Annotated in this window: 11 protein-coding genes, 1 other RNA gene and 2 pseudogenes; 5 read left to right on the top strand and 9 right to left on the bottom strand. The window is 70.4% G+C overall.

Translation table 11 applies throughout. The features are described 5' to 3' along the window. Window positions 1-225 precede the first annotated feature (225 nt). Window positions 226-8,169, top strand: a complete 7,944-nt coding sequence (locus CW359_RS29805) for a ricin-type beta-trefoil lectin domain protein (protein ID WP_232838669.1) — start codon at window positions 226-228, stop codon at window positions 8,167-8,169. A 98-nt stretch (window positions 8,170-8,267) separates the two neighbouring features. Here CW359_RS29805 and CW359_RS29800 read toward each other — a convergent pair whose 3' ends face one another. The 3 genes from CW359_RS29800 to CW359_RS29785 all read right to left on the bottom strand — a co-directional run bounded on the left by CW359_RS29800 (window position 8,268) and on the right by CW359_RS29785 (window position 10,666). Continuing rightward, window positions 8,268-8,978, bottom strand: a complete 711-nt coding sequence (locus tag CW359_RS29800) for a hypothetical protein (protein ID WP_157968658.1) — start codon at window positions 8,976-8,978, stop codon at window positions 8,268-8,270. A 365-nt stretch (window positions 8,979-9,343) separates the two neighbouring features. Next, complete coding sequence (locus CW359_RS29790) at window positions 9,344-10,123, bottom strand: dienelactone hydrolase family protein (protein ID WP_198655434.1); 780 nt, start codon at window positions 10,121-10,123, stop codon at window positions 9,344-9,346. Window positions 10,124-10,168: 45 nt separating this feature from the next. Continuing rightward, entirely contained in the window at window positions 10,169-10,666 is a 498-nt protein-coding gene (locus CW359_RS29785) for a hypothetical protein (RefSeq protein ID WP_232838663.1), read from the bottom strand. Between the two features lie 182 nt (window positions 10,667-10,848). Between CW359_RS29785 and CW359_RS29780 the strand changes: the two genes are divergently transcribed. Beyond that, the gene (locus CW359_RS29780) at window positions 10,849-14,082 is read left to right on the top strand and encodes a helix-turn-helix transcriptional regulator (protein WP_332874999.1); all 3,234 of its coding nucleotides are present in this window, start codon (window positions 10,849-10,851) and stop codon (window positions 14,080-14,082) included. 131 nt (window positions 14,083-14,213) lie between these two features. Here the strand turns inward: CW359_RS29780 and CW359_RS29775 are convergent, their stop codons facing one another. The 4 genes and pseudogenes from CW359_RS29775 to CW359_RS29755 form a co-directional block, all read right to left on the bottom strand. Continuing rightward, entirely contained in the window at window positions 14,214-15,023 is an 810-nt protein-coding gene (locus CW359_RS29775) for a calcium-binding protein (protein ID WP_232838661.1), read from the bottom strand. Window positions 15,024-15,347: 324 nt separating this feature from the next. After that, window positions 15,348-15,773: RNase P RNA component class A (gene rnpB, locus CW359_RS29770), an RNA gene on the bottom strand. A 115-nt stretch (window positions 15,774-15,888) separates the two neighbouring features. Next, a pseudogene (locus tag CW359_RS47630) lies at window positions 15,889-16,671 on the bottom strand (DMT family transporter); the annotation flags it as partial. A 23-nt stretch (window positions 16,672-16,694) separates the two neighbouring features. Continuing rightward, on the bottom strand, window positions 16,695-17,540 hold the full coding sequence (locus CW359_RS29755; RefSeq protein ID WP_232838660.1) for a helix-turn-helix domain-containing protein: 846 nt from the start codon (window positions 17,538-17,540) through the stop codon (window positions 16,695-16,697). Between the two features lie 88 nt (window positions 17,541-17,628). Between CW359_RS29755 and CW359_RS29750 the strand changes: the two genes are divergently transcribed. Together CW359_RS29750 and CW359_RS29745 are read left to right on the top strand one after the other, a co-directional pair. Beyond that, window positions 17,629-18,381: a MerR family transcriptional regulator gene (locus CW359_RS29750; RefSeq protein ID WP_105973279.1), complete on the top strand. Its 753-nt coding sequence runs from the start codon at window positions 17,629-17,631 to the stop codon at window positions 18,379-18,381. Beyond that, window positions 18,378-18,995 carry a hypothetical protein gene (locus tag CW359_RS29745; RefSeq protein ID WP_105973278.1) on the top strand — a complete coding sequence of 206 codons (618 nt, stop codon included), beginning with the start codon at window positions 18,378-18,380 and terminating at the stop codon, window positions 18,993-18,995. The genes CW359_RS29750 and CW359_RS29745 overlap by 4 nt, the downstream gene beginning before the upstream one ends. Here the strand turns inward: CW359_RS29745 and CW359_RS29740 are convergent. Continuing rightward, a complete protein-coding gene (locus tag CW359_RS29740; protein ID WP_105973277.1) occupies window positions 18,946-20,406 on the bottom strand; it encodes an RNB domain-containing ribonuclease in 1,461 nt (486 codons plus the stop codon). The two genes, CW359_RS29745 and CW359_RS29740, sit on opposite strands and share 50 nt — an antisense overlap. Before the next feature lie 130 nt (window positions 20,407-20,536). On the opposite strand from CW359_RS29740, the gene yaaA reads away from it, so the two are divergent. After that, the gene (gene yaaA / locus CW359_RS29735) at window positions 20,537-21,319 is read left to right on the top strand and encodes a peroxide stress protein YaaA (protein WP_105973276.1); all 783 of its coding nucleotides are present in this window, start codon (window positions 20,537-20,539) and stop codon (window positions 21,317-21,319) included. A gap of 93 nt (window positions 21,320-21,412) precedes the next feature. Here yaaA and CW359_RS29730 read toward each other — a convergent pair. After that, window positions 21,413-21,520, bottom strand: a pseudogene (locus tag CW359_RS29730) (IS5/IS1182 family transposase); the annotation flags it as partial.

Here is a 21,520-nt window from a genome sequence, read left to right as displayed (position 1 = left end):
CACGCGTCTGAGCCGGACGTGTGTTTTTGGTGAATCACCAGGTGGGGGTCGACGCGGATGCGTGCTTCAGGTCGCCTGTCATGGCTGGGGCCGATACGCCCAGCCCTGACAGACTCACAGAGAAGGCGCCGGCGGCGAAGCCGCACGGCGACCGTTCTTCTGTTGTCCTCGGTTCTTACGGTGACCAGCCTGGGCGGTGAGGCGCTCGCCGTCCCCGGCCCCGACATGAGCCGGGAGAAGTCGATCGCCGAGGTCGACCTTCCGGAACTGCCGGAGGCCACCGAGGTGGACGGCGACGAGGCCGCGGACAAGACCCTCACCCTGGCTCCGCAGAACCCGGTCGTCCCGTACACCCCCGACGCCATCGCGCCGTGGACCTCGGGCACCGGCAGCGCCACCCTCTCCGCGGCCGACGCGCCCGGCACCACCAAGCCGGTCAGCAACAACCTGCCCGTCGCCATCGGCGTCCCGGCGGGCGGCGACGCCGCCGACCTGGCAGGCGACTGGACCGTGGGCGTGGCCCCGCAGACCACCTCGCAGGACGCGGGCGTCTCCGGCATCGTCATGAAGCTGACCCCGCCGGCCACCGTCGACCCGGCCGCCGAGGTCGCGATCAGCATCGACACCACGGGCTTCGCCGACCTCTACGGGCCGCAGGCCGCCGACCGCTTCGGTCTGATGCTGCTGCCCGAGTGCGTCTACTCCTCGCCCAACGAGGGCGACTGCGCCGACGCCGGCGGTGTGACCACGATGTCCGTCCCGCAGGGGGACAAGGACGTCAGGAACGGCAAGGAGAACTTCCAGCGGCTGCGCAGCACGGTACGGACCGTGGCGGCCAAGGACGCGCCCACCAACACCACCACGGCGAAGAACGCCAGGACCCGCAAGATCCTCGGCGGCAGCATCCCGGTCGCCAGCCTCGTCGGCGAGGGCTTCGTGCCCGCCAAGGCGACGCAGGCCACGTACCGGGACGGTGTCCAGCCCGCGGTCTCCGCGAACGGCGGCGCCGCCGTCGGCGGGCTCGACATCGGCTCGTCGGTGTCCGGCGACTTCACGGCCTCACCGCTGCTGTCCTCCGGCTCCTGGTCGTCGGGCTCGTCCTCGGGCGCGTTCACGTACTCGTACCAGGCGCAGGTCCCGGAGACCGCCGGCGGCCTGATGCCGAAGGTCAACCTGGCGTACTCCTCGCAGTCCGTGGACGGCCGTACGTCCTCGACGAACAACCAGGCCTCGTGGATCGGCGACGGCTGGGACTACAACGCGGGTTCCATCACCCGTACGTACGCCAACTGCCGCCAGGACTCGAAGAAGGCGGGCTCGAACAACTCCACGCACCGCACCGCGGACCTGTGCTGGGGCTCGGAGAACGCCACCCTCTCCCTCGGCGGCATGACCACCGAGTTGGTGTGGGACGAGACCAAGGGACCGCTCGACGGCGACGGCAAGCCCACCGGCAAGTGGTTCACGGCCAACGGCGACGGTTCCACCGTCGAGCTGGTCAAGGGCGAGGCCACCGGCAACGGCGCCCGGGACGGTGAGTACTGGGTCGTCACCACCAAGGACGGCATCAAGTACCACTTCGGCAGGAACAAGCTCCCGGGCTGGTCCGACCGCGGCACCGCCGCCGACGACCCGACCACCAACTCGGTGCTCACCGTCCCGGTCTACGGCAACCACTCCGACGAGGACTGCTACAAGGGCCCGACGACCACCGACTGGACCAACTCCTACTGCACCCAGGGCTGGCGCTGGGGTCTCGACTACGTCGAGGACGTCCACGGCAACGCGATGTCGCTGTGGTGGAAGAAGGACCAGAATTACTACGCCCGGAACTTCAACTTCAAGGAACCGGTCGTCTACGACCGCGACGGCTGGCTCGACCACATCGACTACGGCCAGCGCAGCAACACCATCTACACGGAGACCGCCCCGGCCCGGGTCGGCTTCGCGGTGGAGGAGCGCTGCTACACCGTCGACGACGTCACCTGCTCCGAGACCAACTTCAAGTCCAAGGACCCGCGCAACTACCGGCCCTGGTTCGACACCCCGGCCGACCTGCGCTGCGAGTCCGGCAAGAAGTGCTGGAACGCGGGCCCGACCTTCTGGACCCGCAAGCGGCTCGACAAGATCACGACCTCGGCCCAGCGCCGTACCGACACCGCCGCCCGCCAGGTCGTCGACGAGTACCAGCTGAAGCAGAGCTTCGCCAAGCTGAAGACCGGCCCGAACACCGCCCTGTGGCTGGAGTCCGTGCAGCGCACCGGCTACGCCCGCAACGGCAGCACCGACGCGAAGGTCACCCTCAACTCGGTGCGGTTCGAGTCCAACGCCGAGGACATGCCCAACCGCGTCAAGGCGGTCAACGCGCACCGTCCCGGCTTCTCCCGGCTCCGTATCACCCGCGTCATCAACGAGTACGGCGGCGAGACCATCGTCCGCTACAAGCCGATCGAGGGCGACTGCCTCACCGGCGACCTGCCGCTGCTCGACCAGCAGTCCGGCGAGACCCGGGCGGCGGCCCTGGCCCGGCTGCAGTCGCAGCTGAAGACCAACAACCGCCTCTGCTACCCGTCGTTCTGGAACCCCGACCCCGAGGTCGAGGACATCGACTGGTTCCACAAGTACGTCGTGGACACCGTCGAGGAACTGCCCAACATCGACGGCAACTTCACCACCAGGACCGAGTACGACTACAAGAACCCGGCCTGGAAGCTCGCCGAGGCCGAGTTCACCAAGAAGTCGCAGCGCACCTACTCGCAGTTCGCGGGCGTCGAGCAGACCACGGTCCTGACGGGCCCGGTCGACGACGAGGGCACCGCGGACACCGCCGGTCAGCGCTCCAAGTCCGTCACCCGCTACTTCCGCGGCCTCGGCGACACCGTGTCCGTGAAGGACATCACGGGCGCCGAGATCGCGAAGGACGAGGAGCCGTTCGCCGGCCGGATCGCGGAGGAGCTCTCCTACGTCGACTCCACGAAGGCCGACACCGACTGGCTGACCCGCTCCAGCACCAAGCCCGAGGCCACCGAACTGGCCAAGCGCAACCGTGAGGACGGCCTGACCCCGCTGCGCGCCTGGCGGGTCACGGAGCCCGAGGAGGTCGCGTACACCAAGTCGTCGGGCACCAACTCCGACGACACGCGCACGGTGCGGTCGGTGAAGACGACCACGACCTACGACCCGACGTACGGGCTGCCGACGCTGGTGGAGTCGTTGGGCGACGCCGCCGTCAACAAGACCGGTGACGAGTCCTGCACCAAGTCGGAGTACGTACACCAGACCGACAAGAACCTGATCGGTCTCAGCAAGCAGGTCCTCGTCTCACCGACCACCTGCGCGAACGCGAACTGGAGCGACCTCACGACGCTGAGCGGGGCCGCCCGGACCGCGTACGACGGCGCCTCCTACGGCACCGCGCTGTCGGGCTCGACCCGCGGTCTGGCCACCGAGTCGTGGTCACTGAACGGCACCGGCACCGGGTTCCAGACCGACGGAACCACCGGCTTCGACGCGGTCGGCCGGGTCGTCCGGCAGACCGACCCGGACGAGCTGGCCAAGCCGGTCCCGAAGGCATCCACGATCGCCTACGGCTCCGAAGGACCGGCCACGGGCCAGGTCTTCACGGTCACCACGACCAACGTGCTCGGGCACAGACAGATCCAGGACCTGGAGCCGGGCCGTTCGGTCACGCTGAAGACGACCGACGCCAACGACCTGGTCAGCGAGGCGAAGTACGATCCGCTGGGCCGGCTCTCCGAGGCCTGGGCCCCGGGCCGCACCCCCTCGGCCTCGTCGGTGCCGGACTTCCGCGCGGTCTACACGATCCCCGCGGAGGAGACCGACCCGACCGACCCGAACACAAAGATCCGCAAGCCTCCGTACGTCACCACCTACGCGCGGGGCTACGACAACCGGGTCGAGACCTCTGTCACCCTCTACGACGGCCTCGGCCGTGAGCGGCAGACGCAGGAGGAGGCCGACGACGACGCCGGCTGGCTGATCACCGACACGCTGTACAACACATCCGGCGAGGTCTACCAGACGAACAACGCCTACCTGACCGACGAGGCCGAGCCGGGCGAGCTGTTCACCCCGGTCTCGGACGTCGCCATCCCCAACATCACGCGCTACACCTACGACGGTCTCGGCCGCGTGACGCAGGAGACGCCGTACCTCAAGTGGGTCGACCCGATCTCCGAGGAGTCCTTCTCCAAGGCGTACGAGGACCGGGCCACCAAGTACGAGTACGGCGCCGACTGGTCGAAGGTCGTCAACCCGCAGGGCGCCTCGTCCTACCGCGTCTTCACCGACGCACTGGGCCGCACGGCCCGGGTGGACACCTTCAACCCGGAGGCTCCGGGCGGCCGGGTCTCGATGGCCTACGAGTACAACAGGCACGGCAAGTTGGTGAAGGCGGTCAACTCCGCGGACACGGCACACCCGTGGTCCTGGACGTTCGACCACCGTGGCCGGATGGACACCTCCACCGACCCGGACTCGGGCACCACCCGTATGACGTACGACAACCGGGACCGGATGCTGACCTCGGCCAACGCCCGCGGTGTGAAGGTCTGGAACAGCTACGACGAGTTGTCCCGGCCGAAGCAGCAGCGTCTCGACGACGCCGCCGGCACGGTCCTCGCGGACTACACGTACGACTCCGCCACCGGTGGCAAGGGCATGCCCGCCCAGGCCATCCGCTACACCGACGGCCAGGCGTACACGCAGAAGGTCAACGGCTACACCAAGGACTACCAGCCGACCTCGACCACGCTGTCCCTGCCGCAGTCCGTCGTCGACGCATGGGGACTGGACAAGGACTACACCCACACCTACTCCTACTCGGACACCGGAGTGCTGGAGGAGACCACTCTCCCGAAGATCGGAAAATTCGCGGCGGAGAAGCTGGTCGTCCGCTACAACAAGGACGGCAAGCCGCTCTCCGTCTCCGGCAAGGACTGGTACGGCTCGGAGACCCGGTACGACCCGCAGGGCCAGCTGCTCCGCTCGACCCTGGGCGCCCAGCCCTACCGGGTCTGGACGCAGAACGCGTTCGACGAGAGCAGCGGTGAGCTCAAGGACCAGCAGGTCTACCGCGAGCAGAGCACCGCGAGTCTCGTCGGCGGCAACCTGGTGTCGAACCGGGCCTACACCTACGACCCGGCCGGCAACGTCACCTCGATCCAGGAGAAGTCCGTCGGGATCGAGGAGCGGCAGTGCTTCGACTACGACCCGTTGGGTCAGCTGAAGGCGGCCTGGACCGCCAAGGACCAGACCTCCTGCGTCAACCCGAGGAACCCGGACGGCTCGCTGAACAAGAACGCGGACGGCACCCTCCGGGTCGCCGCGGGCAAGGACGGCTCCGGCTACTGGCAGGAGTACGAGTACGACCTGCTCGGCAACCGCTCCGAGCTGACCGAGAACGACCTCGGCGGTGACACAACCAAGAACGCAGTCACCACATACGCGTACGGCAAGGGTGCCGCCAAGGACCAGCCGCACACGCTGACCAAGGTGTCGAAGGCCTACAAGACCCCCACGGGTGCACAGGTCACGGCCGAGGCCACGCGTCTGTACGAGCTGACAGGCGAGACCAGGACGATCACCTCGGTCGCGAACGGCGACAAGCAGGAACTGACCTGGACCTACGACGGCCAGGTGGAGCGCATCACGGGTCAGGGCACCGGCGGCAAAACCCCGTACGTGGGTCTCGGCCAGAAGTGCCTCGACCTCAAGTCCGGCCTCGCCGCCGCGAACCAGCCGATCCAGCTGTACCAGTGCAACTCCACGGTGGCGCAGAACTGGCACTTCGACCCGGTCCCCGGCACGGCGGCGGTTCCGCAGCCCAGCGCCGACCTGGGCACGCTGGAGGTCTACGACACCTGGTGCCTCCAGCCGGCCGCCAACAGCGTGGGCTCCGCGGTCCAGCTCCAGAAGTGCAACGGCACGACCGCGCAGCACCTGAAGCGGAACGCGGCCGGTCAGCTGACCCACGCCGACTCCAACCTGTGCCTCGCGGTGCAGGGCGCGGCGAACGTGAACGCCACGCCGATCGTCCTGGCCACCTGTGACGCGGCCCAGTCCGCCCAGCAGTGGCTGCCGCAGTCCGACACCCGGCACATCTACGGCCCCACGGGGCAACGGCTCCTCACCATCCAGGGCAAGCAGGCCACGCTGAACCTGGGCGACGCCCAGGTCACCGTCCAGGCCGGCGGCGCCCTGGTCCGTACCGAGCGCACCTACTCCGCGCCCGGTGGCGCGGTCATGCGCTACGCCAACGGCACCGGCGGGGAGTCCCTGGTCGCGCAGACCATGGACCACCAGGCCAGCGTGTACACGGAGGTCGCCCTCGGCACCGGGATGCCCGTCCGGATCCGTAAGCAGGACCCGTTCGGCAACCAGCGGTCCCCCGATGTCGCCGGCGCGAACCTCCAGAGCCACAAGGGCTTCACGGGCCAGACCCGGGACGACGCCTCCGGCTTCCAGCCGCTGGGCGCCCGGCTCTACGACCCGGTGGTGGGACGCTTCCTGTCCGCGGACCCGATCGTGGACCTGAACGACCCGATTCAGTCCAACGGCTACGCCTACGCGCACAACAACCCGGTCACGCACTCCGACCCGACCGGGCTGGCGATCACCCTTACCGCCTCCGAGCGGGCCGCGGCCCTCGTGGGTGCGGGTCTGTCGGCCGCCCAGGTCGCGCAGGCGCAGTCCACCATGGGCAGGTCCCTGTCCTCGGTGATCCTCGCCATCGCCTGGGAGACGCTGAAGGACTTCATCGGCATCAACGACGCCATGGCCTGCTTCGGCGGTGACATGTGGTCGTGCGGCAGCATCATCCTGGACGCCATTCCCTGGACGAAGCTGGGCAAGATCCCGTCGGTGCTGAAGGCGATCAACCGCACCATCGACGCCATCCAGGCGTTCAAGACCGCCAAGAAGGCCGCCGAGGCGGTGCTCAAGGCGGCCAAGGCAGCCGAGGCGGCGGCCTTGAGGGCAAAGAAGGCGGCGATCGAGAAGGCCAAGAAGGAGGCCGCGCAGAGAGCGAAGAAGAAAGCCGCCGAACAGGCCAAGAGAACGGCCGACAAAGCGGTCGCCCAGACGAAGAAGACCGGTAACGCCGTCCAGAAGCAGGCTCAGGCCAAGGCGGCCCCGAAGGTGTCCACCAGCAAGGGTTCCGGGGGCGGCGGCAAGAGCGGCGGTTCCAAGCCCGGCGGCAGCTCCGGCGGCTCCTCGCGCAACAACGGTGGAGCCAGCGGCGGGGGCGGTTCGGGCAGGTCCGACGGAGGCGGCGGCTGCAACAGCTTCGTGCCCGGCACGAAGGTCCTCATGGCCGACGGCTCCACCAAGCCGATCGAGCGGGTCCGGGCGGGCGACAGGATCGTCGCGACCGACCCGAGGACGGGCGAGACCCGGATCGAGACGGTCACGGCCGAGATCAAGGGCCAGGGCCTCAAGCATCTCGTCAGGGTCACCATCGACACCGACGGGAAGAAGGGCACCAGGACGGCCCAGGTCACCGCGACCGACGGCCACCCCTTCTGGGTCCCCGAACTCGGCGAGTGGGTCGCCGCCACCGACCTGAGGTCGGGCCAGTGGCTGCGGACCAGCTCCGGCACACACGTCCAGATCGCCTCGATCCAGCGTTGGACGGCACAGCGGGCGACCGTTCACAATCTCACGGTCGGTGACCTCCACACGTTCTACGTGGTGGCGGCGGGGACCTCGGTCCTCAACCACAACACCAGCGGAGAAGCGTGCGAGGTCTGGACCTCCGAGCAGTCGCACGTGACCTCGGGTGTGCTGGACACCCAGGTCGAGCAGATTCCGCTGGGCAGTGGGCCGGACTCCGGCGGGTTCCTCAGCGGCGGGCCTGGGGACAGGAACGCGGCTCGTGACACCAACGGCGTCGTCGACTGGCGGACCATTCCGGGCATGACGGAGAAGAACCGTCACCACGTCGAGATGCAGGCCGCGGCCTACATGCGGCTGAACAACATCCGGCAGGGCCATGTGTACATCAACCACCCGGACGGCATCTGCGGCTTCTGCGACGGACGCTTCGACTACGGGGGAATCAACATCGAGGACGCCCTGCCCCATGGCGCGGATCTCTGGGTCACCGTGGCCGGAGGGGGCACGCGACACTTCCGCGGAAACCGCAGGTGATCCCAGGCAGTCCCAAGTGATCCGGCATTGACCGGTCTGCCGGTGGAGCGTGTGAACGCTCCACCGGCAGACGTGCTTCCCGGCGCGGATCCAGGCCTTCAGAAAGGGGGCGCCGGCACGGGCTCGCCGGGCCGTTCCTCGCGGCGTGGCCTTTCGAGAACATAGGGTTCCAGCCCGGCGCGGTACCTCTGGAGGTCGCCACCGGACGCCCCGGCGACGGTGAGCATCCAGCTCTCCTGTCCGGGCGGGGCGTAGCCGGCCGGCGGCGGGACGACCCTGACCAGGGTGTCCCCGTCGCACAGCCAACGGGTCGACGGGGAGTCGTTGACCGCCGGGGCGAAGGGCAGGGCCGAGAATCCGTTCAAGGCGCCGGATTCGAGCACCTCGGTCGGCACCAGGGCGGAGAACTTCACCTCTGTTCCCGCCAGAGCCTCGTCCACGGTGCGGTGCAGCAGGAACCGCTCAAGGTGCTCGCCGGTGGGTCTCCAGGTGTCGGAGGTGTTCGTGCGGTCGAAGACCTGCGGGTCCGTCGCTTCCGGATCCACGGCCCAGTAGTAGCCGTGCTGGTTCTCGATCCAGAAAACCAGCATTCCGGTGCCGTCCCTTTTCAGGTCGGCCGGTTTCACCGCGTGGTCCTGGAACACGACCCGCGTTCCGGTCGAAGAAGCCGCTCTGTGCCATTCGACCAGTTCACCGGGGACGTCCTCGAATTCCGGGAAGGCGGGTTCCACGGATACGCCGGATGTGCCGTACCAACGGCGGAGGAAACGGCGGACGCTGTCGCTTCGCGGGTGCATGAGCTCTTCCACACCGGAATCGTACGACCATTGCCTGAAGGGGCCGGACGAGACGCCCGAGGCGGGACACTCGCCGGAATCCGTACTGGAAATCTGTACAGAATCAAGCCATCGGCGCCCACGCAAGCCCCAGAGCGTCCTCCTGTCCGTCGAGGCCCTGAGCGGCCGAGCGGCGGGCCGGGTGAACGACCCGTACTCCATACCCAACGGCGTGCTACGCAACAATCTCGGCATCACCGACCATCAGCTGCTCGCGGCAGCGGAGGCGGACATCACCCGGGCGCGTACGACGACAGGCATTCGTCATCCAACTGTCCACGTCGTACGGCGACCTGAACGTCCTCCACCCGTTCCGCGAGGGCAACGGCCCCTGCTTCTCACGTCCCCCGCGCCCCGTCGATGCCGTCACCCTTGAGGTGCGTGGCGAAGAATTCGTCGATCCGTCGCCACGCGTCGACGGCGGACTCCGGGTGCGGCCTGATTCCGGCGACGCGCATCAGCGGGCGCAGCGCGCGTGGTCCGACCTCGGCGTCGTTCAGGAAGGAGTGCCCGGCCTCCGGGTACTCCTTGACGTCGTGGGCGACGCCGAGCCGGTCGAGTGACGCCTCCAGACCGGAGGCCGCGCCCTTCAGCGTGCGGTCGCGGGCCCCGTAGCTCGCGACGACGGGACAGGAACCGGTGAGCGCCTGTTCGAGATGCCTGGGCAGGCGGCCGTAGTTGACGGCGGCGGCGGTGTAGTCGCCGCCGCCCACGGCGAGGAGGGCGAAGGAACCGCCCATGCAGAAGCCGATGACGCCGATCCGGCCGGTGCAGTCGGGATCCTGGGCGAGGTGGGTGCGGGCCGCCTCGATGTCATGGAAGGCCCGGCCGCGTCCGGACAGGGCGGCCCGGAAGGTCGGCACCAGGCAGCGTACGGCCCCTCCGTCGGTGAACAGGTCGGGCATGGCGACGAGGTAACCGGCTCTCGCCAGCCGCTCTGTCTGGCGGTGCATCACGTCGTTGACGCCCAGCGCCTCATGGATCACGACGACACCGGGCCAGGGGCCCGGCCCGGTGGGCCGGGTGACATGGCCCGTGAGCCGACGGGAGCCGCCGCGGGCGGCGCTGAGCCCGCTCAGGTCGACGGCAGTGGTGGTGGTCGTGGTCGTGGCGGACAAACTCTCCTCCAGGGGAGGTCCGGGGGCGGGGTGGCCGGAGTGAGGCTACGGCGCGATGAAGGGCTGGACACGCTTGCGGTAGTCCTTGGGTCGCACCTCGTTGTAGTACTTGTCCTTGTCCTCGCCCTCCGAGGTGAAGATGTACACCGGGCACTCGTCGGACTTGGCGTCACCGGTGTACTCGTAAACCTCTTCGCCCGTCCGCGACTCGACCACGCTCAGCCGGTAGGACGTGTCGTACGTGCGTATCTTCAGCGGCTTGCCGTCATCGGTCTCCATGGCGCACACCTTGCCGGTCGGGGTCGACTTGGTGCGTTCGACGCAGACGACCAGCTCGGCTTCGGCGGGCTTGTCCGCGTAGCCGAGGATCCAGCCCCTGGGGAAGTCGCCGGAGGGCGGCTCGGACTGTGACCAGCTGTCGCCGGGGTTGGTCATGAGCACCGCCGGATGCACGGTCTTCTTCGTACGGTCGTAGGCGGGCATCCCCGCGTAGCCGAGCCCGTCCGTGCACACGCGCTCAAGATCCAGGGCGTACGTCGGCACGTCCGGCCCCTCGGCTGCCGAACCCGTCGACGGCGACGTGCCGGCGCCCCCTCCTGCTCCCGGGCTTCCCGTGAGAGACGAGCACCCGGACAGGACCACGGCCAGAAAGCCGGCGGTGACCAGAATCGAAGACCTTGAACGCATGTGGATCCGCCCATCGAAGAAAGAACAGCAGACAGGGCATGTCCCCCCCTCCCCCGGACATGCCCTGTCCCCCCAACCTGCTGAGAAGAGAGTGCCGTGCGCCTGCTGCCGGGGGCATGGGGGAAGAGCCCCCATGTAGTTGTGCGTCCCCTGTGACTCGTGGGCACTACGCTGTACGGACTCGAAGAAGCATTCGAGGGGGCGGCCGGGACATCCCGGAAGAAGAAGGCGAAGAAGGCGAAGAGGCGCGGGGGGCCCGAGTGTCGTTGTCGTCACCGGCACTGGTCGGCAGAGGACCGGAGTTGGACCTGCTGACCGAGCTGGGACGGTCGGCGGGTGACGGACGGGGCTCGTCGGTGTTCGTGCTGGGCGAGCCGGGGATCGGCAAGTCACGCCTCGTGGAGGAGGCCGTGGCCGCCGCCGCGCGCACCGGGTCACGGGTGCTGCGCGGGCGGGCCGGGTCGGCCGGGCGCGCGGTGCCGCTGCGCCCGCTGGCGGAGGCCGTGTTCTCCGGACTGCGCGGTGAAGGAGCGCCGACGGACGGGGACCTGGGCCCCTACGAGCCGCTGCTGTCACGGCTGTGCGGGCTGGCGCCGCAGGACGGCGCGCCGCTGGTGGGTTACGCCGAGGCGGTACTGCGGCTCCTGGGCGTCCTCGGACGTGCCCATGGCTGCGTACTGGTGCTGGAGGACCTGCACGACGCGGACGCCGACACGCTCACCATCGTCGACTACCTCACGGACAACCTCCCCGGCCAGCGGGCCGCCCTGCTGGCCACCCTGCGCGGTGGGCCAGGACCGGCTCTCGACCTCGCCGAGGCCGCGGTGTCCCGCCGTGCGGCCCGCACACTGCGCCTGGCGCGCCTCGGGCCCGCCCACACGGCGGAACTGGCCGCCCGCTGTCTGGGTCACGACGACGCCGGCAAGGTACCGGCGGCCGTACTGGACCGCCTGCACGCCGTCTCCGAGGGCGTCCCCTTCGTCGTCGAGGAACTGCTGCGAGCCATGGTCGACAGCGGCGACCTCGTCCGGACGCGGAACGGCGGCTGGACGGTGACCGGCGCGGTGAACGCCGGCGTACCCACGACGGTCGCCGCCGCCGTCCTCCAGCGCGTCGACCACCTCGATCCCGCCGGGATCGCGCTTCTGGAGGCGGCGGCGGTCCTGGGCAGGCGGTTCCCCGTGGACGTGGCCGCCCGTGTCGCCGGGCTCGACCGGACGACGGCGCTCCGCCGGCTGAGACAGGCGGCACGGGCCGACCTGGTCGCCGACGGCGCCACCGCGGAGCAGCCCGGCTGGCACTCCTTCCGCCACGCCCTGACCGCCGACGCCATCGCCCGCCGGCTGCTGCCCGCCGAGCGGGCGGCGCTCTGTCTCGCCGCCGCCGACGCCATCGAGGCCGCCGACGCGGCGGTGCCGGAGCCGACGGCTCCCCGCCCCGGCCGGAGTGGGGAGCCGCGAGGTCTGCTCGGCGGCGGCTCGGGCGACGACCTGTACCGCCTGGCCGCGGAGCTGTGTGTCGCCGGCGGGCAGCCGGCCCGGGCAGCCGCGCTGCTCACCCGGGCCAGTCGGCAGGCGGCCTTACGGGGCGCGCTGCTGACCGCGGTGGAACTCCTCGACCGGGGCCTGGAACTGACCGCCGACGCAGCCGACACACCGCCCGAGACAGTGGCCCGGCTGCTGGAGGAGCTGCTGGGGACCCTCGTTCTGACGGGCGACGTCCAGCGCGTACCGGAGCTCGGCGATCGGCTGGACCAGGTCCTGATCGCGTGGGGCGCGCCCGCCGCCCGGCGCGCCGCGGGCTTCCTGACCCGGGCCCGGGCCGCGGCCACCGCACAGCAGTGGGAGGAAGGCCTGACCGCCGTGCGGCGGGCACGGGAACTGCTCGGCGCCGAGCCCGACACGGCGTCCCGGGCCGCCCTGGACGCCGTGGCGGCGCACCTGGTGCTCGGCTCACAGCGCCCCGACCGGGCTGAGAGCGCCCGGGTCCTGGCCGAAGGGGCCCTGGCCGCCGCCGAGGCGGGCGGGCTGCCGGAGGTGAGCTGCAAGGCGCTGAACATCCTCGGGTACTGCCTGCGGCCCCACGACCTGGCCGAGGCGGAGAAGGTGTTCGAACGTCTGGTGTCCACGGCCGAGACCCATGCCCTGCCGGTCTGGCGGATACGCGGCCTGCTGGAACTCGGTGCGCTGGACCGGATCCGGTTCACCGGTACCGATCGGCTGCTGGCAGCGCGGAAGGCGGCCGAGGAGACCGGTGCCGTGCTCCTGACGGCCTGGGCCGACACGCATCTGGCACAGGCTCACGTGCTGCGCGACGACCTGGACGGGGCCCTGGAGTACGCCGAGCGGCTCCACGCGACGGCCGCCAGGCTGCGGCTGCGCGAGGTGCAGCTGATCGGTGTCGCGATGGACGCCGTCATCGCCGCCTCCCGGGGCGAACGGGAGAAACTCCAGGCCGCGCTGCACGTTCTGGAGACCGCGTTGGCCGGGGGGAGCGCCGGAGCGGTCTGGGGCTACGCCGACACCTCGGTGTGGGGCTGGGCCCGGGGCGTGTGTTCCCTGCTGCTGGAGGAACCCGACCGCGCCATGGCCGAGTTCACCGAGGCGGACCGGATCATGCGGGCACTGCCCAGCACCCGCGGAGTCATCGGTTTCCTCGGCCCGTACCTGCTCCTGCGCACCGTACGGGGCGCGGTCGGCTGGGCGGAGCTGGACGGCGGGGCCGCCGACCGGCTCACCCAGGTCCACTGGGACCGGCCCTTCGTGGGATGGTCCCGGGCCGTGCTGCTGGGCCGCGAAGGCCGGGCCGCCGAGGCCGCCAAGGCGGCCGAGGAAGCCCTGGCCGGTACCGACACCATCCCCATGGCCCGTCACCTGTGTCTGCGCCTGGGTGCCCAGGCGGCGCTCACCGACGACTGGGGGCAGCCTGTCGAGTGGCTGCGCACCGCCGAGCAGTTCTTCCACGACCGGGGCACGACCCGGATGTCGGCGGCCTGCCGCGCCCTGCTGCGGGAAGCGGGCTCTCCCGTGCCCCGGCGGCGCCAGGGCCACGACACGATTCCGCCGGAGCTACGGCGGACGGGGGTGACCGCCCGGGAGTACGAGGTGCTGCGCCTGCTCGGCCGCGGGCTCGGCAACCAGGAGATCGCCGAGCAGCTGTTCCTCTCGCCCCGCACCGTCGAGAAGCACCTGTCGAGTCTCCGCGACCGCACCGGCCAGACCAGCCGGACCGCCCTGCGCGGCCTGGCCCGCCGGTACGCGGACGGGCGATGAATCCGGTACCTGACGTGGGCTGACCGCTGACCGCTGACCGCTGACCGCACGGGATCATTCCGGCACATGCCCGCATCGGTCTCGCGCATGTCCCTGGGCTGGTCCCGTGCGGCGGTTTCCCACGCCTCTTCTCACGCCTCGCAGAGACTCTTGGTGTCCCCGGAGTCGGCGGTGCAGGTGTCGGTGTTGGCGCCCCCGTCGACACTGTCGTTGCCCACGATGTTGTCCACGCCGTTCAGGGTGTCGTTCCCGGGACCGCCGACCAGGGTGTCCGCGCCGGTCCGGCCGCTGCTGGACGGGACGAGGTCCCCGGTCAGGTTGTCGTTGCCCGCCCCGCCGACCAGCCGGTCGTTGCCCCCGTAGCCGAGCATGGTGTCGTTCGCCGCACTCCCGGTGATGGTGTCGTTGAACTCGCTGCCGTAGATGATCTCCACGTCGGTGAGGACGTTGTCGCCCTCGCCGCCGGCACCGTCGTCCGCGGAGTTGTCGATGTCGACGACCACCCCTGAGCCGCTCTCGAAGTAGCTGGCGATGTCGGAGGTGCCGCCCCCGCCGCTGAGCGTGTCGGCGCCGGCGCCGCCGATGAGGAGGTCGAAGGTGGCGCCACCGTTGAGAGTGTCGTTGCCCGCCCCGCCGTTGAGGATGTTGCTGCCGGGGCTGGGGCCGCCGCCGATGATGTCGTTGCCCGACTCGCCCTTCAGGTTGCCCCGGACATTGCCGGTCTTGGTGATCCGGTCGTTCAGGTCCCCCGCGTTCACCACCACCGTGGCGAAGCTGCCGACCTGGCAGGCCACCGATCCGTTGATCTGAGCCGAGCAGCCGACGCCGGCCGTGAGGGTGGCGGCGGTGTCCTGGATGACGACGAAACTTCCCGACAGGGAGACCGTGATGTTGTTCGCGACGCCCGACCCCGCGTTGACGATCACATCGCCCCCGCTCACGAACACCCCTGTGGCCGCGCTCGCGGACCCCGCGGTCAAGGTCACCGCGGAACCCGCCATCACGGCGACCATCAGAACCCGGAGTAACGCTTTTCTGCCCATCGACTTCCCCTCGGTTGCGCACGCGCGGTGACGTCGTGCTGAAACGTGGTCACCAATGTGCCCGCCGCCCGCACCGGGCGTATGAGGGAAAGTCCCCCAATTACCGCGTGGCCCTCAATTACCGCGTGGCCCTCGCCGCGCGGCCGGACACCGGGACGGCGGGCCGCGTGACAGAAAAATGGCCTGTGACCAGAGATTTCCCTGGTCACAGGCCATTGGTGGCAGACGAGCCGGGCTGTACGCCGGGTTCTGTGCCGAGGGTCCTCGCGGACGTCTCGGCGACGGCCATCCATCTAGGACCGGCGTTGCCGCCGGCCTCGTGCGGTCTACCCGGGGACTCGGGCGGGCAGCCCTCGAACGTCCTCGCAGAGCGCGCCTTTTACAGCGGCGCTCCTTTTGACCTTGCTCCGGGTGGGGTTTACCTAGCTGCCCAGGTCACCCTGGGCACTGGTGGTCTCTTACACCACCGTTTCACCCTTACCGGAGAGCGCCCTCTTTCAAGGACACAGCCCCGGCGGTCTGTTTTCTGTGGCACTGTCCCGCGGGTCACCCCGGGTGGCCGTTAGCCATCACCCTGCCCTGTGGAGCCCGGACGTTCCTCGGGGAGCGCCCCCGAAGGGGAGTCCACGCGGCCGTCCGCCCGGCTCGTCTGCCGTGTCGACCATGCTACCGGGCGTCCGCCCCGGCGCGGTCCGGTGGCCGTCGCCAGCACCGAGCCCGCCAGGATCAGGGCGAAGGCGGCCAGGATGCCGGCGGTCAGCGGCTCGTCCAGGAACAGGGCTCCCGCCGCCACCGCCACCGCCGGGTTGACGTACGTGAAGACCGTCGCCCGCGTCGGGCCGACCTCCTTGATCAACTCCAGGAACGCCACGAAGGCGAGGGCCGTGCAGACCACGCCCAGGACGGCCAGCGCGGCCAGTACCTCCGTGGAGGGGAGTGCGGATGGGCGGGTCACTATCGCCGCCGGGGCGTAGACCAGGGCCGCCAGGGCCAGGCAGGGAGCCGTGAGGTGGAGGGAGGGGACGTCCTTCAGGTGGCGCGCCGCTATCAGGGGGGCCGTCGCGTAGCCGATCACCGTCAGCAGGACCTCTGCCAGGGAGCGGGCGTCGCCGCCGGTCAGGTGCGGGACCGTGAGGACCGCGACGCCCGCCAGGCCGAGGGTCAGGCCGGTGAGCCGCCGGGTGCCCAGTCGCTCCGTACTGCCGAAGAAGCGGGCGAGTGCGACGCCCACGATCGGTACGCCCGCGATCAGCAGGCCCGCCGTGGAGCTGGAGAGGTGGCGTTCGGCGTCGGTCAGGGTCCACCAGGGGCCGATGATCTCGATGACCGCGAAGGCCAGCATGGGGCGCCAGTGCGTGCGGATGGTGCCGGGCAGGCCGCCCTGGCGGATCGCGAAGGGGAGGAGGAGGGCCGCGCCGAGGGTACAGCGTACGAACACCACCGTGGACGGTGAGAGGTCCGCCTCCACCGCCACCTTGATCAGCAGGTACGGGATGCCCCAGACCACTCCCATCAGGGAGAACAACAACCAGCCGCGTGCAGTCATACGGGCAAGTCTCGGCCCCTCCCCTACCCGCCGTCTTGAACGCTGTTGCGGTACGCCGCCGGGGTCACGCCCATCACGCGCCGGAACCAGCGGGTCAGATGCGCCTGATCGGCGAAGCCGACGAGCGCCGCTACTTCGGCGGGCCGCAGTCCGGTCTCCAGCAGACTCCTGGCCCGGGTCACCCGGTACTGGGCCAGCCAGGCGTACGGGGGTATCCCGACCGTCGTGCGGAAGGCGCGGAGGAGTTGGTAGCGGGAGAGGCCCAGGTCGGTGGCGAGGTCGGCGAGGGAGGGTGGGGTCACGAGTTCGTCCGTCAGGCGGGTTCGTACCGCGTGGGCTATCGCGTTCGCGCCGGGGATGTGGTCGTTCACCGGGCGGGCCGTGGAGTGGCGACGGGCCAGGGCCGTGAGCAGCCAGGGGAAGCGGGACTCGGCCTCCAGGGGGTCCGGGCAGGCGCTCAGTTCGGTGTGCGCGGCGCGGAAGGCGGCGGCCAGTTCGGGGTCGTCGAGCAGCGGCTGGCGGAAGTGCGGGAGACCGCCGGTGGTGCCGTCGGTGAGGAGGGCGGGGGCGGCGTACAGGGCCTGGTAGGCGTAGCCGCCGCCGGCGGCGTCCGGGCCACCGGTGTGCATCTCGCCGGGGTCGAGCACGACGATGGACCCCGGCACCGGGCGCAGCCGCTCGCCCCGGTAGTCGATGACCTCGGTACCGCCCGTGCACAGACCGACGGTGAACTCGTCGTGGGCGTGCGGGGCGTAGACGTGGCGGTCGAAACGGGCGGTGAGGAGGTCCAGGGCGGGGCCGCAGCGGCCGAGCCTCGCTCTGGTCCAGAGTGCCTGCTCGCGCGTACGTATGCCCCCGGGTGCCTTCACCGGTCCACGGTACTTCGCGGACCGTGACCTGCGCAGGGCCGATGTTCCCGCTTGACCCAGCCGCAACGTCAACGTTTCTACTGGTCCCATGCGGATCGGAGAACTTGCCGGCGCCGTCGGGGTCACTACGCGGGCCGTGCGGCACTATCACCATCTGGGGCTGTTGCCCGAGCCCGAGCGGCTTGGTAACGGGTACCGGGACTACAGCCTGCGGCATGCCGTCGTGCTCGCTCGGATCAGGCGGCTTACCGAGTTGGGGCTCGGGCTCGGTGAGGTGCGGGACGTGCTCGCGGACGAGGCCGGGCGGGAACTCGTCGAGGTGCTCGGGGAGTTGGACGCGGATCTGGCCCGGCAGGAGGTCGCCCTTCGTGAGCGGCGGGCGCGGTTGCGGGCGCTGCTGCGCGACGCGGAGGCGCTGGCCGCCGAAGGGCCCGTCTCGCCCGAACTCGCCGCCGTGTTCGCCGAGTTGGGGCCCCGCTCCGACTCCCCCATGGCCGCCAAGGACCGCGAGCTGCTCGCCCTCGTCGAGACCACCGCCCGTCCCGAGGACCGGGCGCGGCTGATGTCCGCGCTGGGCGGTGCCTTCGCCACGCCCGAGGGTGCGGCCCGGGCGCACGAGGTGTACGTGCTTCTCGACGCCCTCGTCGATGCCCCCGCCGATGATCCTCGTGTCGGTGAGGCCGCCCGTGCGCTCGCCGATTGTCTTCCGCGTGAGTTGCTTCCGGAGGGTGACATCGACCACGACGACAGTTTTCTCCGCGCCCTCTACGCCGACTTCCCACCCGCGCAGGCCGCCGCCGTCCGTGGCGCGTTGCTCCTGCTCAGCGGGCGGCAGCCATGAAGACCGCCGGTGCTCTGGTACGGCATGAAGTGCGGCTGCTGGTCAGTCTGGTGCTGTGGGTGCGGCGGCGGCGCCACGGGGTCGGCGACGGGATTGCCTTCGGGTATGCCCGAGGGCAGGGCTCGACCATGTTCGCGTTCGCCTTCGTGTGCGTCGTCGAGACGGTCGCGATGTTCGTGCTGCTGCGCGACTGGCCGATCGCGCACTGGACCGTGCTCGTCCTGGACGTCTACACCGTCGAGTTCGTCATCGGGCTGCACGCGGCCTCCGTCGTCCGCCCCCACGTCCTCGACCCCGACTCGCGTTCGCTGCGCCTCCGTTACGCCGCCCACGTCGATCTTCGCATCCCCCTGGAGCGGATCGCGGCCGTGCGTCGTGAGCTGCGGACCACGCATCAGCGGACCGCGGGCGAACTCTCCCTCCCCATCGGCTCCCAGACCACCATCACCCTCGAACTCACCGAGCCGCTCGCCCACTTCACCTTCTTCGGCCGTCGGCAGGACATCCGGCTCGTCCGCTTCCACGCCGACGACGCCGACAGTCTCGTACGCTCGCTGCGGGCCGTCACGCAGGAGCGAACCGCACCCCCGCCGGCCCAAGCTCCGCCCTCGTGAGCCGTACTCGCAGCCGTTCCCCGAGGGGCAGTGGAGTGCCGTCCGCCTCGATGCGGGCGACCACCGCCGGGGACTCCAACTGGACCTTCCCGACCGTCGGTTCGCGTTCCTCCACGTCCACCACGCACCCCTCGAACTCCTCCCCCACCCGGTCCTTGAGCAGCGCCGCCTCGACGATGTCCACGCAGCCGCGCTCCACCGCGCCCGCCCGCCTCCCGCCCTCGGCCATCTCCTTGGGGAGGGCGTCCAGGGCCGCCAACACCCAGTCGGGCGTGGGCTGTTCGGCTGCCGCCGCCAGGCAGATCTCCGAGGCGTAGCGGTCGGCCAGGCGGCGGAGGGGGGCCGTGCAGTGGGCGTACGGGGCCGCCACTGCCGAATGGGTCGTGATCGGGGGGAGGTTGCCGTCCCGGAAGACCGTGTAGCCCGCGCCTCTCAGGAGAGTCGTGCACTCCTGGAGGAAGGCCGCGTGGTGGGGGTCGTGCGGGTTCAGGGAGCGGATCAGGGCCGCGTACGAGACGTGGTGCGGCCAGTCGATCCGGAGGGCTTGCGCGGTGCGGCGCAGGCGGCCGACCGCGCCGTCGGGTGCGGCGGGGAGCGTGCGGAGCACTCCCGTGCCGTGCGTCAGCATCAGGTCGGCCGCCGCCATGCCTGTGAGCAGGGAGATCTGGGCGTTCCAGGTCTCCGCGGGGAGCGGGGCGCGGTAGGTGAGGGAGTACGTTCCGGACCGCTTCACGATCTCCTGCTCGGGCACGTTCAGGGAGATGCCGCCGCGTTCCGCCTCCAGGCGTTCCCTCGCCTCGCCGATCTCCCGGAGGAGGGCCAGCGGTTCCTCCGCCGTTCCGGCGTCCAACTGGCGTTGCACGCCCGCGTAGTCGAGTTTGGCGCGGCTGCGGACCAGGGCCCGGTGGACGTCGACCGCGACCGTACGGCCGTCCGCGTCCAGGTCGATCGTCCAGAGTGCGGCCGGTCGGGTCCGGCCGGGCAGGAGGCTGGCGGCGTCCTCGCTGAGGACCGGCGGGTGCAGCGGGGTCTTCTCGTCCGGGAAGTAGAGGGTCGTGACCCGGCGGTGCGTCTCCGCGTCCAGGGGGCCGTTCGGTACGACGAATGCGGCGACGTCCGCTATCGCGTACCGGACGCGGTAGCCGCCGCCGGGGCGGCGGGCGAGGTGCATCGCCTGGTCGAGGTCGGTGGAGGTGGGCGGGTCGATGGTGAGGAAGGGGATGTCCGTGGCGTCCGTGGGTTCCGTGGCGTCCGTCGCGGGGAGGGCCGGGGCCTTCGCTGCCGCCTCCGCCTCGGCCTGTGCGGCCGGTGAGAAGCTCTCGGGGACGCCCAGTTCTGTGCGCAGCGCTGTGAGGGCGGCCCGGAGAGGGGCTTCGGGGGCGCCAGTCACGCGTATGTGGCGGCGGGGCATGGAACGAGCGTAGGCACAGTCCGACGTACCCGCCTCACCACGTGACCTGGCCGCCGCACCACGGGATCCGGCCGCCGCACCACGTAATCTGGCGCGAGTCGAGCCCGCGTACCCGTTTGGAGAACCCACCGTGCTTGTCCTGCTGCCTCCCTCCGAAGGCAAGGCCTCTTCCGGACGCGGCGCCCCGCTCAAGCCGGAGTCGCTGTCCCTGCCGGGGCTCGCCGACGCCCGTGAGGCCGTCCTCGGGGAGCTCGTCGAGCTGTGCCTCGGGGACGAGGACAAGGCGCGTGAGGTGCTCGGGCTGAGCGAGGGGCTGCGGGGCGAGGTCGCCAAGAACACGGAGCTGCGCACCGCCGGGACCCGGCCCGCCGGGGAGATCTACACCGGTGTGCTGTACGACGCCCTCGACCTGGCCTCCCTCGACGCCGCCGCGAAGAGGCGGGCGGCGCGGTCGCTGCTGGTCTTCTCCGGGTTGTGGGGTGCCGTCCGGATCACCGACCGCATTCCCTCGTACCGGTGTTCGATGGGGGTGAAGCTGCCCGGGCTGGGCGCGCTGGCCTCGCACTGGCGGGCGCCGATGAGTGCGGCGCTGCCCGAGGTGGCGGGGGGTGGGCTGGTGCTTGACCTGCGGTCCGCCGCGTATGGCTCCGCGTGGAAGCCGAAGGGGGAGGTGGCCGGGCGGACGGCGACCGTGCGGGTGTTGCACGCGCCTACGCGGAAGGTGGTGAGTCACTTCAACAAGGCGACCAAGGGGCGGATCGTGCGGAGCCTTGTCGGTTCGGGTGTGGCGCCCTCCGGGCCGGGGGAGCTGGTGGAGGCGTTGCGGGACATGGGGTATGTGGTGGAGGTCGATGCGCCTTCGAGGGGTGGGGTGGCTTGGGCGCTTGATGTGCTGGTCGATGAGATTCACTGAACAGAACTGAGGGGTGCGGCAGGTAGTCGTTTTCTGCTGCGCCGTTGGGGCTGGTCGCGCAGTTCCCCGCGCCCCTAGGTCGTGTCCGCAATGTCAGGGGAGCCAGAGTCGTAGGCAGGCGATGGTGACCAGGGCTTGGTAGTGGCGGGCGCGTTTGTCGTAGCGGGTGGCGAGGGCTTTGTTGTGCTTGAGCTTGTTGAA

This window comes from Streptomyces geranii (assembly GCF_002954775.1).
Lineage (GTDB): Bacteria > Actinomycetota > Actinomycetes > Streptomycetales > Streptomycetaceae > Streptomyces > Streptomyces geranii.
Note: the sequence above shows the minus strand (reverse complement) of the source record. Positions and strands in the feature narration are given on the sequence as shown.

Excerpts from the sequence above, each read along its gene's own strand:
- CW359_RS29805 (WP_232838669.1), top strand. The coding sequence starts at position 226 with ATGAGCCGGGAGAAGTCGATCGCCGAGGTCGACCTTCCGGAACTGCCG.
- CW359_RS29780 (WP_332874999.1), top strand. The coding sequence starts at position 10,849 with ATGTCCCCCCCTCCCCCGGACATGCCCTGTCCCCCCAACCTGCTGAGA.
- CW359_RS29750 (WP_105973279.1), top strand. The coding sequence starts at position 17,629 with ATGCGGATCGGAGAACTTGCCGGCGCCGTCGGGGTCACTACGCGGGCC.
- CW359_RS29745 (WP_105973278.1), top strand. The coding sequence starts at position 18,378 with ATGAAGACCGCCGGTGCTCTGGTACGGCATGAAGTGCGGCTGCTGGTC.
- CW359_RS29740 (WP_105973277.1), bottom strand. The coding sequence starts at position 20,406 with ATGCCCCGCCGCCACATACGCGTGACTGGCGCCCCCGAAGCCCCTCTC.